Annotated in this window: 12 protein-coding genes; 6 read left to right on the top strand and 6 right to left on the bottom strand. The window is 69.5% G+C overall.

The genetic code is table 11. The features are described from left to right. Positions 1-26: 26 nt before the first annotated feature. The gene (locus ACTWQO_RS41830; protein WP_443242614.1) at positions 27-425 is read right to left on the bottom strand and encodes a 6-pyruvoyl trahydropterin synthase family protein; all 399 of its coding nucleotides are present in this window, start codon (positions 423-425) and stop codon (positions 27-29) included. Positions 426-613: 188 nt separating this feature from the next. Here ACTWQO_RS41830 and ACTWQO_RS41825 point away from each other — a divergent pair, with 188 nt between their 5' ends. The 4 genes from ACTWQO_RS41825 to ACTWQO_RS41810 all read left to right on the top strand — a co-directional run bounded on the left by ACTWQO_RS41825 (position 614) and on the right by ACTWQO_RS41810 (position 3,522). Beyond that, a complete protein-coding gene (locus ACTWQO_RS41825) occupies positions 614-1,114 on the top strand; it encodes a YbaB/EbfC family nucleoid-associated protein (protein ID WP_443242613.1) in 501 nt (166 codons plus the stop codon). A 138-nt stretch (positions 1,115-1,252) separates the two neighbouring features. Continuing rightward, positions 1,253-1,753 (top strand): cupin domain-containing protein, encoded by a 501-nt coding sequence (locus tag ACTWQO_RS41820; RefSeq protein ID WP_443242612.1) that lies wholly within the window; start codon positions 1,253-1,255, stop codon positions 1,751-1,753. A 164-nt stretch (positions 1,754-1,917) separates the two neighbouring features. Next, a complete protein-coding gene (locus ACTWQO_RS41815; RefSeq protein ID WP_443242611.1) occupies positions 1,918-2,682 on the top strand; it encodes an MBL fold metallo-hydrolase in 765 nt (254 codons plus the stop codon). Between the two features lie 300 nt (positions 2,683-2,982). Then, positions 2,983-3,522 (top strand): hypothetical protein, encoded by a 540-nt coding sequence (locus tag ACTWQO_RS41810; protein ID WP_443242610.1) that lies wholly within the window; start codon positions 2,983-2,985, stop codon positions 3,520-3,522. Positions 3,523-4,023: 501 nt separating this feature from the next. On the opposite strand, the gene ACTWQO_RS41805 is transcribed toward ACTWQO_RS41810, so the two are convergent. From ACTWQO_RS41805 to ACTWQO_RS41790, 4 genes are all read right to left on the bottom strand, one after another. Then, positions 4,024-4,623, bottom strand: a complete 600-nt coding sequence (locus ACTWQO_RS41805; protein WP_443242609.1) for a GPP34 family phosphoprotein — start codon at positions 4,621-4,623, stop codon at positions 4,024-4,026. Beyond that, positions 4,620-6,065, bottom strand: coding sequence for a dihydrolipoyl dehydrogenase family protein (locus ACTWQO_RS41800; protein ID WP_443242608.1), 1,446 nt, complete (start codon positions 6,063-6,065; stop codon positions 4,620-4,622). The genes ACTWQO_RS41805 and ACTWQO_RS41800 overlap by 4 nt, the downstream gene beginning before the upstream one ends. A gap of 116 nt (positions 6,066-6,181) precedes the next feature. Continuing rightward, the gene (locus ACTWQO_RS41795; RefSeq protein WP_443242607.1) at positions 6,182-6,628 is read right to left on the bottom strand and encodes a VOC family protein; all 447 of its coding nucleotides are present in this window, start codon (positions 6,626-6,628) and stop codon (positions 6,182-6,184) included. Between the two features lie 583 nt (positions 6,629-7,211). Then, positions 7,212-7,640: an organic hydroperoxide resistance protein gene (locus tag ACTWQO_RS41790; RefSeq protein ID WP_443242606.1), complete on the bottom strand. Its 429-nt coding sequence runs from the start codon at positions 7,638-7,640 to the stop codon at positions 7,212-7,214. A gap of 274 nt (positions 7,641-7,914) precedes the next feature. Here ACTWQO_RS41790 and ACTWQO_RS41785 point away from each other — a divergent pair, with 274 nt between their 5' ends. Further along, on the top strand, positions 7,915-11,667 hold the full coding sequence (locus ACTWQO_RS41785; RefSeq protein ID WP_443242605.1) for a S8 family serine peptidase: 3,753 nt from the start codon (positions 7,915-7,917) through the stop codon (positions 11,665-11,667). 113 nt (positions 11,668-11,780) lie between these two features. Beyond that, entirely contained in the window at positions 11,781-12,782 is a 1,002-nt protein-coding gene (locus ACTWQO_RS41780; protein ID WP_443242604.1) for a helix-turn-helix domain-containing protein, read from the top strand. A 42-nt stretch (positions 12,783-12,824) separates the two neighbouring features. Here ACTWQO_RS41780 and ACTWQO_RS41775 read toward each other — a convergent pair whose 3' ends face one another. Further along, the gene (locus tag ACTWQO_RS41775; RefSeq protein WP_443242603.1) at positions 12,825-13,400 is read right to left on the bottom strand and encodes a peptide deformylase; all 576 of its coding nucleotides are present in this window, start codon (positions 13,398-13,400) and stop codon (positions 12,825-12,827) included. Positions 13,401-13,481: the final 81 nt, after the last annotated feature.

Genomic DNA, 13,481 nt, shown 5'->3' with positions numbered 1-13,481 from the left:
CGGCGGCACCGACCCCCGTGCGTGTGTCACACGCTGCGCTCGTAACTGGCCCACGCGATGTGCGACTCGTGCAGCGTCACGACCACCTCGCGGATCCCCCGAGCGCCCTCCCCCAGCATCCCCGCATGGATCGCCTCGGCCAGGCGGTCGGCGATCACCTTGGCCAGGTACTCCGTCGAGGTGTTGATCCGGTGAAACCGCTCCTCGTCGTCGAGGTTGCGGTAGTTGAACTCGCCGATCACCTTGTCCAGTTCAGCGGTGGCCAACCCTATGTCGACGACGATGTTGTCGTCGTCCAGCTCCGGGCGCCGGAACGTCGCGTCCACGACGAACGTCGCCCCGTGCAGCCGCTGGGAAGGCCCGAAGACCTCGCCGCGGAAGCTGTGGGCGACCATCATGTGGTCACGTACGGTGATGCTGAACAAGAGTCCTCCAGGTGGGGGTGTGCGCTCGACACGGAGCATAACCGGCACACACATGACACAGGACTGCGCTGCCTGACACCAGGGCCGACGTAGGACGTCTCCCCGGCGTGTGAACCAAATGTGTGGTCCTCTCGTGTCCTTCATGTGTGCGTGCCGCCTGCGGGTGGCTTCACCGGCAAAGGAGGACGATGGAGACGTCACCGGGAAGCCGTCTGGAGCAGGTCCTTGCCGAATTCGCCGAGCGGTACGGAACTCTGTCCAGGGCCCGGGAACAGATGAGGGCGCTGTCGGTGACGGCGCGTTCCGGGGACGGGGTCGTGGAGGTCACCGTGGGCGCCAACGGCCACGCGGCGCGGATCCACTTCGTCGACAAGCGGTTCCGCGGAATGGCCGCCGCACAGCTGGGCGCCAGTGTCATGGAGGCTCTGACCACGGCCCGGACCGAGGTCGCGGCCAGGACGGCCGCCGTGATGACGGCCGCGAACCTCCTGCCGGCGTTGCCCGCGCAACCCGTGCGCGAAGACCAGCCGACGAGGTCACGGCCGCACGGGCCGCTGTGGGGCCGTAGGTCCTCACCGGGCTCTCCCGTACCGCCGGAGCTGGGCGAGGCCGTCATGGCGCTGCGCGACTCCGTGTGCGATGACCTGAGCGACTCCTCGGAGATGTTCAGGACCGAGACAGACACATAGGTTTGACCACTCACACGTTACTCTGTGACCCGAGAAATCCCACGGCGAAATGTGCTGGTCCACACCCGGGTCTCCTAGGCGTGGGTCCGCTTTCGCCTTCCACGATCCTTTATCACTCTCCGAGCAGGAGTCACACATATGAGCAACTTCCCCTCTCCACCGCCGGTTCCCCAGGACCGCCAGTTCGTTCTCGGCCAGCATCTGCGCCTGTCGGTCCTCGCCTCCGGGGAGGACACCGAGGGCCGACACGACATGTCCGATGTCATCCTGCCCCCGGGCGCCGGGACACCGCTGCATCTGCACACCGGCTACGAGGAGCGCATCTGGGTCGTCTCCGGCTCGCTGACGGTCTGGGCGGGCTCGGACGCCTTCACTCTGCGGTCCGGTGACTTCTACGCCATCAAGATGAACACGCCGCACACCATCAAGGCGGGGGACGACGGTGCGCGCACCCTCGCCATCACCTCGCCCGCCAGGTTCGCGGAGCTCATCAGTCGCACCGGTACCCCCGCGCACCTGGCCACCACCGAGACCGAGTGGGACATGGGACTGTTCCAAGCCGTCACCGAGGAGTTCGGCGATGTGATCCTCGGCCCGCCCGGAGCCACTCCTGCCGATCTCCAGAGCGACACCAGGTGACACGACCGGACCTACTGCGAGGTGTGACGACGGCGGCCGTCCGGTCACCCACCGCGCTCAGGTAGCCGCTTCCCGCGCCGCGCCGAGGGGGCGCGGCGCGGAGGAAGGGCCCCTCGCCCAGGGCCCCTCAGGGTTCCGGCCGCAACGAGAGGATCAGAAGGACCATGCCGAAACTTCTGCATGAGAACGACATCGTCCGCGTCGAGAGCAACGTCTATTCGGTGTCAGGCAGCAACACCAACTGGGTCATCGTCAAGGACGGCGGCAGCTGCACCCTCGTCGACACCGGCTACCCGAGCGACCGCGACGCCGTGCTGGCCTCACTGGAGGCGGTCGGGCTGAGCGCCCACTCCGTGGCCGCCGTCCTGGTCACACACGCGCACAACGACCACATCGGCGCGGCCGAGCACCTGCGCGCCACGTACGACGTGCCGGTCCTCATGCACCAGGAGGAGGTACCGCATGCCCGCCGCGACTTCCTCGACCAGGTGTCCATAAGCCAGGTGCTCGCGCAGGCATGGCGGCCGGGTGTGCTCCCGTGGGCCGCACACGCCCTCCGCGCCGGCGGAACCACGCATGTTCCGGTCTGCGAGCCGCAGGCATTCCCCGCGCCGGGAGCCCTGGACCTGCCCGGTGCCCCAGTGCCCGTGCACACACCGGGGCACACCAAGGGCCACTGCGCCTACCACCTGCCCGACAGCGGCATCCTGATCACCGGCGACGCCCTGGTGACCGCGCATCCCACGTCGCGAATCAGCGGACCGCAGCTGCTGCCCGACATGTTCCACACCGACCGTGCCCGGGCTCTCGACTCCCTGGCCCTGATCGAAGGCCTGGAGGCGGGGCTCATCCTGCCTGGCCACGGACCTGTGCACTACGGATCGGCCAAAGAGGCGGCCCTGACGGCCCGCGAGTACGCCGCCGGATGACGGCCCCGGATCCGAGGTGCGGTCCCACACATACAACGACCCGCCCAGGGTCGTCAGGGATGCGGTTTCACGACATACTTACCGGGCAGTATCGACGGAGAGCCTCGTGCGAGTGATGTCGTTCGAACCCTCCGGAGGTCGAAGAAGGTCCACACCTTCCTCTGTACGCCGGCACATCAGCGACTATCGTGAAGAGTGGATATGCCAGGCCAACCATCTGGCGTCGACACTTATCTGCACGGGACCCTCGGCGTGGGTACCATGCGCAACGTCATCATCCATATCGAGGGAGTGAACGGTGTGACCAGCCAATCAGCCGCCACGCTCCGATCGCGGTACGTAGCACAAGCCGCGTCGGACCTGGAGGAGAACCGTCGGCGACAGCAGGAGCTGACGGAGAAGATCAAGATGTTGAAGCAGGAGGAGGCCCTCCTGGCGGACATCATCAACCTTGCCGAGCAGTACGAGGGTTTCGCGGACGCGTCCCGTCTGCCCGAGCAGTTGCAGGAGGAGCCGGTCGTCGAAACGGCGAAGCAGACCCCAGCCGGAACCGCTTCACGACGCTCCACGTCGGCCAAGGCCACTCCGGCCGCCAAGACTTCGGAGGCCAGTGCGAAGGGAAAGTCGCACCAGCCTCTGCTCGGTGACGTGCTTGCGGACCTACTCGGCCAGTACGACGAGCCGCGTCTGGCGAAGGAGCTGCGGGACGAACTGCTCGAGAAGCACCCGGACCGCAACCCCACACCGCAGGTGGTACGGAACACCCTCGAATCTCTGGTCGCCAAGGGCCGTATCCGGCGTCACAAGCAGCAGCGTTCCGTCATGTACACCCTGGTGTAGCGGGCGAGGCGCCACATTCCGCCACGCGGAACGGGTGCGGCACTTCTGGACGTGTACCACGGGGGCCTCCATACGGAGCCACATCCGTCGGCCATGGCTCGTCGACGGCCGGGGCGAGCATGAGTGCGTCTACGCCGAGGTCCTCGTCGCCCAGGGCGAAGTATGCAGGAGCGACGAGGTCCCGCGTGCCCTCGCGTCCCGCAGCCTTCCAGGCCACACGTGCGCGGCCGAAGGCCGTGACCGGCACGGATCTGATGGGGGCGCGATACGGATCCTCACGAGCCCTCCTTCTCCTCACGACGGTCCGACGGGCGGAATGACTCCGGCTTCCTCTGTTCCCTTCTAGCTCCACGTACTTCGAAGGGGAAAAGGTTCACCTGGGGTTGCCCAGCGTCCTGTCGGAGCCGACGGTCGATCAGCCGACCGGTGCCGTGAGGGGCCTCGCCCATGCGGCAGGTGTGAAAGCCCCGCTCACGGGTGTGACCACACCGCTCAGCGGCCCTATCCCCGCCACACGTTGTCGAACGCGGCGTTCTCGACGTCCCGCCGCAGTCGTACGACCTCCAGCTGCGTCACCGCGTCACCGACGGCGGCCAGCACTGTCGTGACCGCGTCTCCGGTAAGGCTCTCGCGGGCCTCGGCGGGATCGTCCCCGATCCCTGCGGCCGCCAGCAGAGCGGCGAGGACGGGCTCGCCGGATGCCCTGCGCTCCTCCGCACTGCGGCGGGCCTGCGAGTCTGCCAGCACGGTTCGCGCGGACCGTAGCCGGAAGTGACCCCGTGGGTGTGTGACGAGCCCGGCCCGTTCAAGGTCGTCGACATAGGCCGCGGCGAGCTCGCCACCACGGCGCCACAGCCACTCGTCCACCGTCTCGTACGGCTCCCACCGGGTGAGCGAGGCGTGCGCCTGATCCAGCAGGCGGTCATCCGTCGCCACCCGAAGTCTGGGCACCATGCGGGTGCCGTCCAGGCTCAGCGCTCCGCTCTCCAGGAGATCGATCGCCTCGGCCCCCGCGAGCGCAAGGGACAGGTCTCCCTGGGCCACGGGCCGGTCGGACGGCATACCCAGCGCGACGAGCGCGAGGTCGTGTGCGGTGGTCATGAGTCCCTCCTCGTCTCCAGCAGGCGCAGCCACACCTCGCTGATGGTGGGGAAGGCGGGTACGGCGTGCCAGAGCCGCTCGACCGGCACCTCCCCGGTGATGGCGACGGTGGCCGAATACAGCAGCTCGGCGACGCCCGGTCCGACGAAGGTGGCGCCGACGACGACCTGACGGTCCCGGTCGATGAGGATGCGGGCCCGGCCCCGGTAATCGGGGCGGTGCTGGACGGCGCCCGCGAGGTGGCCGATCTCGTAGTCGACGACCTCGACGGCCCGGCCGGTGCGCTCGGCCTCACGGACCGTCAGGCCCACGGTGGCGACCTCGGGATCGGTGAAGACAACGCCGGGGACGGCCTCGACGTCGGCAGTACTGCTGTGCGGGGCCCAACGGCCGGTGTCCAGCTGATCGCCCTGGGCGCGGCCCGCGATCACGGAACCGACGATGCGCGCCTGGTACTTGCCCTGATGTGTGAACAGGGCCCGCCGATTGACGTCGCCGACGGCGTAGAGCCAGTTCCCGGGGACGGCGGTGACGGTGAGACTGTCGTCTGTGGCGAGCCAGTCGCCCGGCTTGAGTCCCACGGTGTCGAGACCGATGTCCTCCGAGCGCGGCGCACGGCCGGTGGCGAAAAGGATCTCGTCGGCCGTGATCTCACCGCCGTCCGACAGGGCGACACGGATCTCGCCCCCGCCGTCGCCCACCCGCTCCGCACCGACGACGGAGACGTTGAAGAGTACCTCCGCACCGGCCTCCCGCAGCCGTTCGGTGACCAGCTCACCCGCGAAGGGTTCCATCCTCGGCAGCAGCCCGTCCTCCCGGGCGAGGAGGGTCACCCGGCTGCCCAGGGCCTGCCATGCGGTGGCCATCTCGACGCCCACCACACCGGCGCCGACGATCACGAGGCGCTGCGGTGGCCGCTGGGCACTGGTCGCCTCCCGGCTGGTCCAGGGCCGCAGGTTCTCGATCCCGGGCAGCGAGGGCAGGGCCGCGCGGCTGCCGGTGCATATGGCGACGGCGTGCCGGGCCCGCAGGCGCACGGTGTCGCCTTCGGTGGTCTCCACGGACACCTCCCGCTCCCCCGCCAGCCGCCCATGACCGCGCAGCAGGTCGATGCCGACCGACTTGATCCACTCGACCTGGCCGTCGTCATTCCAGTCGGCCGACATGCGGTTGCGGTGTGCCAGGACGGCCTCGACGTCCAGCGGGTTCTTGACGGCGGGGTCGAGGCCCGGGACGTGCACGGCGTCGGCGCGGAGCAGGACGGGGCGCAGCAGGGCCTTGCTTGGTTCGCAGGCCCAGTACGAGCACTCGCCACCGGCCAGTTCGCTCTCCACGAGGACGGTGCTCAGGCCCGCGGCGATGGTACGGTCCGCGACGTTCTCGCCGACCGGGCCAGCGCCGATCACTATGACGTCGTATGTGCGGATGTTCTCGGTCGGCATGTGTCCTCCGATGACGGAGCCGGTCGGGATGGCGTCGGTCGGGATGGGTGTCGTGTTCCGTTGACGGGGTGGCGGTCCCGGCACGGCGGGGAGGTCAGCCGCGCCGGGACCAGCTCTCAGCGGCCAGGGGCGCGCTCGGTGACCTCCTGCAGGAACCACTCGTTGCCGTCGAGATCCTTGAAGGCGGCGAAGCTGCCGTAGCTGGCCCGCTCGGGGTGCAGGCCGAGGACCCGGTGGGAGTCGCCGGCATGGTGGAACGCGCCGGTCTCGTCACGGAACGGGCCGGAGACTTCCACACCGCGGGAGGTCAGCTCCTCCTGGGCCTTGAGGATGTCGGTGACGGTCAGCTGGAGGCCGTGGAGCGTGCCCGGCTCCTGCCGGGTGAGGCCCTGGCCGAAGATGATCGAGCACTCGGAGCCGGGCGGCGTCACCTGCACGATCCGGTAGCCGTCGTTGATCGGGAAGTCGGCGTCGAGGCGCCAGCCGAGCTGCTCCACGTAGAAGCCCTTGGCCCGGTCCACGTCGGAGACGGGCAGGATGACGACTTCGAGCTTCATGTCCATGGCTGTGATCTCGCTTTCGATGGTTCGGCATACGTCGGCGGGCACTGCGCTCTCAGTGTCGGCCGCGATCGACATGTGTCGCCTCAGTCACCTGACTCAATTCGTTACCGGAGCCAGAGCACCTGAGGGCTTGGGATACGTGTGAATGTTGGGCGCTCGCCGTGCAGAACTACCCCTCGCTGGTGTGCATCCACCGCCGCGCGCCGCACGGCCGTGTGGCTCCGCAACAAGAAGAGTTCAATACCATGCCGGTCCGCCAGGCCCTGCGCGGCGCGTTGTCGAGGCCGTCAGAGGAAGCTCGAGGCCGACGGCCCGTACCCCGACAGCGCCGCACTCGCCGTCCAGTTCCACACCTGCGTGTCCGTCGGCCAGTCACGGTCCTCGGGGCTTGAGGTATCCCGGGACGGCCGCTCACCGGAGACGCAGTCGCGATCGGAGCGAGGTCGCGGGGCGATCCGTACGTATGTGTGCGCCATGGAGGCCATGTCCTTCCCTCGCTCTTCGGTCGGCGGTGTGGATACGGCGGAGGGGGTGGCGGGTCCCGTGCAGGGGGAACACGGGACCCGCGGTCCAAGGGGGCGGATCAGGCGGCGGCGCTGGCGTTGATGGTGACCGGGATGTTGTCGCGCGTGGCCTTGGAGTACGGGCAGATCTGGTGGGCGGCCTGCGCGAGTTCCTCGGCGGTGGCCTGGTCGACACCGCCGAGCACGGGGTTGAGGACCGCGGAGAGGGAGAACTCGCCATCGTCGCCGTGCGTGAGGGTTATCTCGGCGGTGATGGTGGTGCTGGTCAGCCGGATCTTGCGGAGGGTGGCGGCGCGGCGCAGGGCGCCGAGGAAACAGGCGGCCCAGCCTGCGGCCAGGAGCTGCTCGGGGTTGGTCGCGGTGCCGGCGCCTCCGAGCTCCTTGGGGAGGGCGAGGCCGGTCTCCAGCAGACCGTCGGAAGAGCGGACGTGACCGCCGTTGCGGCCCTCTCCGTCGACGTCGACAACGGCGGTGTAACTGACTGCCATGACTGGTGGTCCCCATCTGGTCGAAAGGTCTTCGGGCGCCTGAAGGCCAGGACACTTTTCGTGTCACCGATTGAGGCGGTGACGTAATAATGGCAGCCACTACCGTCACCCGTCAAGCCGGTGACTGGCAACTTCGCGGGTTGCACATGTCCCCTGTCGCTCTTGTGACATGTCCCAGCTGTGCCAGCGGTATCGAGTGACACCTGCCTGGCGGCCGTCGGATTCTGGCGCGCAGATGAACGGCACACAGCGCGCCGGGAGAGGCACTGAACCGATGAGACACATCCGCTTGTTGGCGACGTTCACAGCGGGCGTCGCACTGGCCGCCACGGCGGTCACCCCGTCGTCCGCCGACACGGCTGGACCGCCGCCCACCAAGGTCGCGACCGGGGCCGCGGCCGGCGAGGCGACCGTCAGCCTGATCACCGGCGACAGCGTGACCGTGGCGAAGGGCCCGGACGGCCGGCAGACGGCCTCTGTACGGCCCGGCCCCAGACGCGATGGCATCGTATTCCACACCTTCGAACAGGACGGACACCTGACGGTGCTCCCCTCGGACGCCTCACCTCTGGTGTCCCAAGGCCGCCTGGACCGGGCACTGTTCGACGTCACCACGCTGCTCGCGCAGGGATACGACGATGCGCACACGGACGCGCTGCCGCTGATGGTCGGCACCTCCGGCACCGTGACCGCTCGCACGGCGGACAGGCTCACCGCATTTGCCGAACAGGGCTCCCCAACAAGGGAGTTGCCAAGCATCCGCGCCCGCTCGCTGCACGTCCCGCAGGACGACCTGAGCCGGTTCTGGGACCAACTGGCGCCAGGCGACACCGAGTCGAAGGCAGCCGCCATCCCTCGCGTATGGCTCGACGGCCGGGTACACGCGGTCCTGGACCGCAGCACCACTCAGATCGGCGCCCCGCCCGTCTGGCAGACAGGTGTGCACGGCGAGGGAGTCAAGGTCGCCGTCCTCGACACAGGAGTCGACCAGACTCATCCCGACCTGGCCGGACGGGTCGTCAGGACGGCGAACTTCTCGGACAGTCCGACCACCGGCGACCCCTACGGTCACGGCACGCACGTCGCCTCCATCGTCGGCGGCAGCGGCGCGGCCTCCGGCGGCGCACGCAAGGGCGCTGCCCCCGGCGCGGACCTCCTCGTCGGCAAGGTGCTCGGCGACGACGGCTCCGGCTCCGAATCCCAGGTGATCGACGGCATGGAGTGGGCCGCCGCCCAGGGCGCCAAGGTCGTCAGTATGAACCTCAGCTCGAACGAGGCCGGCGACGGCTCCGACGCCATGAGCCAGGCCGTCGACGCGCTCTCCCGCACCACCCCGGCCTTGTTCGTGATCGCCGCCGGGAACAACGGCCGGGACGGTGCGTCCACCGTCGGTTCGCCGGGCGCGGCCGACTCGGCGCTGACGGTGGGCGCGGTCGACCGGGACGACTCGCTGGCCGCCTTCTCCAGCCGCGGCCCCCGAGCCGGCGACGGCGCGGTCAAGCCGGACGTGACCGCCCCCGGCGTCGGCATCGTGGCGGCCCGCGCCGTCGGCACCACTGAGGGCGACGTGGTCGACCAGTACTACGTGGGTTACTCGGGCACCTCCATGGCGACTCCCCATGTCGCGGGCGCCGCCGCCCTGGTGGCCCAGCGCCACCCCGACTGGACCGGCCAAGAGATCAAGGACGCCCTCGTCAGCACTGCCCGCACCAGCACCGGCCAGCAGGTCACCGAGCAGGGCGGCGGGCGCGTCGACACCGCCGCGGCGTCCCTCGGCACAGTCACGGCGACCGGCAGTCTCACCGCCGGCTCCTTCCAACTCAGCGACCCGGCGCGGACGTTCGACCTGACGTACACCAACACTTCCGACCAAGCCGTCACCCTCGACCTGGCACCCCGCCTCACAGACCGGGCCGGCCGCCCCGCCCCGGCAGGCGCGGTCCGCCTCACAGGATCCGTACGTGTGCCCGCGCACGGAACCGCCATCGTCCCCCTCACCGTGGACCCGGCCAAGGCCGGACAGGGCACCTACTACGGCTACGTCACCGGCACCCCGTCCGGCGCCGCGGCCCCGGCCGTGCACACCACGCTGAGCCTGATCGTGCGGGGCCCCGTACACCGGCTGACCGTGCGGACGTACGACGAACAGGGCCACCGCATCCCCGCGCAGCCGATCATCTGGGGCCCCAGCGGCTTCGTCACCTACACCGGCCCCGACCAGGGCGTCGCCGAGGTGGAGGAGGGCACCTACCAGGTCAGCCACACCTTCCTCGGCACCGCGAAGCACGGCCAGGAATTGCGCGAAGTCGTCCTGCCTGAGGTCAGAGTCACCAAGGACACGACCGTCACCGTGGACGCCCGCAGCACTGTCCCGGTCCAGATCCGCACCCCGCGACCGGCCGAACAGCGCGGCATTCTCAGCTACCAGACCTACCGCGAACTCGACGGCCGCTCCCTGGTGCAGGGGACGATGTTCTTCGACATCGCCAAGCGGCTCTACGTCAGCCCCACGCCCCAAGTGCGCACCGGAACTTTCGAGTTCGCCTCCCGCTGGCAGCTCGTCGCCCCGCTCCTGCAGGCGCGGGCCACGGGCCTGCCCGACCCCCTCGACGCCTATTACATGCCGACCTCCCCCCTCTACAGCGACCGCGGAGCCACCCTGCGCGCCGTCGACGCGGGCGACGCCTCCGCCCCGGCACTCGGCGCAGTCCGCGGCCGGCTCGCGGTACTCACCGACGAGCAGGGCACCGGCGCCGACGAGGCCCTGAAGCAGATCGCGGCGGCCGGCGCCAAGGGCGTCCTGCTGGTCCACTTCGACGACAGCCCCTGGACCCGCTGGAGCCCGAACGGCGACCGCTCGCCGCTGCCGGTCGTCCGCGTCGGAGCCAGCACCGGCGCCGAGATCCTTCAGCGGATCCCGCATCGCACCACCGAGGTCACCTTCCGCGGCACGGCGCGCAGCCCCTACCTCTACGACGTCATGCAGGTGGCCGAACAGCGGATCCCGCAACACGTCATCCACACCGTCTCCGCCCGCAACAGCGCCGTGGCGCGCACCACGTACGCGGACAACGGCGGCAGCGGCTGGGCCTCCGAGCAGCGCTTCGCTCGCCGCCCCTACCAGCAGACGGCCTGGCTCCAGTACAGCCGCTACATGCCCACCGGCTTCACCCGCGCCGAGTACGTCAGCGCCGGTGACACGGTCTGGCAGCACCTCGTCCACCACACCACCACCTACGACCCCGACGTGCCGCTCGCTCTGGGCCTGCGCGACGCTCCCCGGACCTACCGGGCCGGCACCGAGTCGGAGGAGACCTGGCAGGGCGCCGTCGTCCGGCCGTCGATCCCCGCAGGCACCGCCGAGCCGACCGTACGGCAGGGCAACGTAATGCGCCTGCGCATACCCGAGTTCACGGACTCGCAGTCAGGCCACTGGTCCCGCTTCCTGGCCGACGGCGGCGTCGGCACCGGCCGCGGACAGACGGCCGGGGACAGGGTGACAGCCATCCTCTACCGCAACGGCACCAGACTCACCGACCTCGAGACCGCCTGGACCGACGTCGAGGTGCCAACCGACCCCGCCGACTACCGGCTGGAGTTGAACACTTCGCGCACCTCCCCCGACTGGGACTACGCGACCGCGACGAAGACGACCTGGACCTTCCCTTCAGGCACCACCGACAAGCCCACCGCCCTGCCCCTCCTCCAACTCGACTACGCCGTACCGGTCGACGCCCTCAACACCGTCACCCGAGCCGGGTCCTACGCCGTGGACGTCGCCGTCCGCGCCCAGGACGGCGCACCCGCGCCGCACGGGTCGAGGGTGCGGGTCGAGATCTCGTACGACGATGGCCGTACCTGGCGTCAGACAAGCGTCCGCAGTGGCCGCAACACATTCCGGGCAACGGTGGACCGCCCGCGCCACGGGAGCGGTACCGCCTATGTGACCCTCCGCGTCACGGCCCGGGACCCGGCGGGCAACGGCGTCCAGCAAACGGTCAACCGCGCCTGGTCGGAGCCTCGCTGACCAACACAGCCGGGGGCGAGAGGGCACACGTACCCTCTCGCCCCTGCCGTCGCGTGCTCCTGGAGTACAGTCCTCGGACTGCTACGCCACAGCAAGCGGGGAGGACCTTCGGGATGCTGGAAGCTGCGGGTGTCTCGCCCGAACAGGAAACTGTCTACCGGCTTCTCGTGACGGCGGGCGGAACAACCGCCGACGACATCTCCCGGCGGACCGGCGTGAGTGGAGCCGACAGCACACGTGTACTCGAATCCCTCGTACGCCAAGGGCTGGCCACCCACACCGACGGCACACCTCGAGTGTTCCGAGCGGTCCCCCCTGACGTGGCCCTCATCCCCCGCATCAAACACACCGCCGACGCGCTGGACACGGCACGGGCGGAATCGGACCGGCTGCTGGAGGCGTACCGCGAGACCTCGCGCCGCCACGACGCCGGGCAGTTGCTGGAGGTCATCACCGGGGCGGAGGCCCTGCGCCAGCGACTGAAGCAGATCCAGGTCAACGCCCGTGAGGAGATGCTCTGGTTCTGTCGCGCCCAGTACGTGGCCATGCCCTCCGGCAGCAACACGGAGGAGTTCGAGGCCCTCTCCCGTGGCGTCCGCTACCGCGTGCTGTACGAGAAGGCCTTCTTCGACGACGAGGGGGCCGTCGACAACGTCGTGGCGGGAATGCGAGCCGGAGAGACGGCCCGCTCCGTTCCGTGGCTGCCCCTCCGCCTCGCGATCGCCGACCGGTCCGTCGGCATCTTCCCCCTCGTGCCCGGCGGCCCTCAGGGCAGCCCCGACCAACCGACCACCGCGCTGGTCAGGGACAGCAGCCTGCTCGACGCCCTGGTCGCCCTGTTCGAGAGCTACTGGGAGAACGCCGTCCCCCTGCACCTCTCGGAGGCGGGCGACGACCTGACCACGGACGACGCCGTGACCCACCCCGCCCTCTCTCCCGCCGACGGCAAGCTGCTGTCCCTGCTGGTAGCGGGAGTCGCCGACAAAGCCATCGCCTCGCAGATGGGCCTCAGCCGAAGAACCGTCCAGCGCCGCATCCAGAGTCTGATGGAACGCGCCGGGGCCGGGACCCGCATGCAGCTCGCCTGGCAAGCCGCCCGCCGCGGCTGGCTGTAAGAAGACCCGCCGACGACTCACCTCCCTTGCTCCGCAGGCCCGTTACGGCAGCGGGAAACCCAGCTCCTTTGCGGCGTCCGCCAGTCCGGTGGCGCCCCACCGCATCACCGCCTGCTCCGTCGTGGACAAGGACCGCAGCTCGGCACGGTCGAGATAGAGCATCCCGTCGAGGTGGTCCGTCTCGTGCTGCACGATCCGCGCCCCGAGCCCGGCGTACTCCTCCACGAGGCGCTGACCGGTCTCGTCCTCACGTGTCAGCCTGACCCGTTCGGGCCGAGCCACCACGGCCTGCCACCCGTCCACACTCAGGCACCCTTCGAAGCTCGCCGCCCGTGGTCGGCCCACAGCCTTGTAGGACGGGTTGACCAGCACGGTGAACGGCACGGGCCGCTGACCGCGCTCGATCAACCGGGCGGAGAACTCCGCGGGCGTCGCCAGCACCGCGAGCCGCAGCGGAAGCCCGACCTGCGGCGCAGCCAGTCCGACAGCACCGTGGATCTGCTCCATCGTCTCGCGCATCCTGGCAATCAGATGCTGCAGCATGTCGTCGTCGAGTTGCCCGTCGTAGGAAGCGGTCTTCTTCCGGAGCACCGGATCGCCGGCCTGGACTATGCTCAACGGCCCTGGCTTCTCTATGAGTTGAGCCACCTTGTCGGTCAGTTCATTGCTTCCCATGCCTGACAACCGGAGCCGGACCGG

This window comes from Streptomyces sp. 4N124 (assembly GCF_052245395.1).
Taxonomy (GTDB): domain Bacteria; phylum Actinomycetota; class Actinomycetes; order Streptomycetales; family Streptomycetaceae; genus Streptomyces.
The sequence above is the reverse complement of the archived record's forward strand: the minus strand, read 5'-3'. Positions and strand labels throughout refer to the sequence as shown.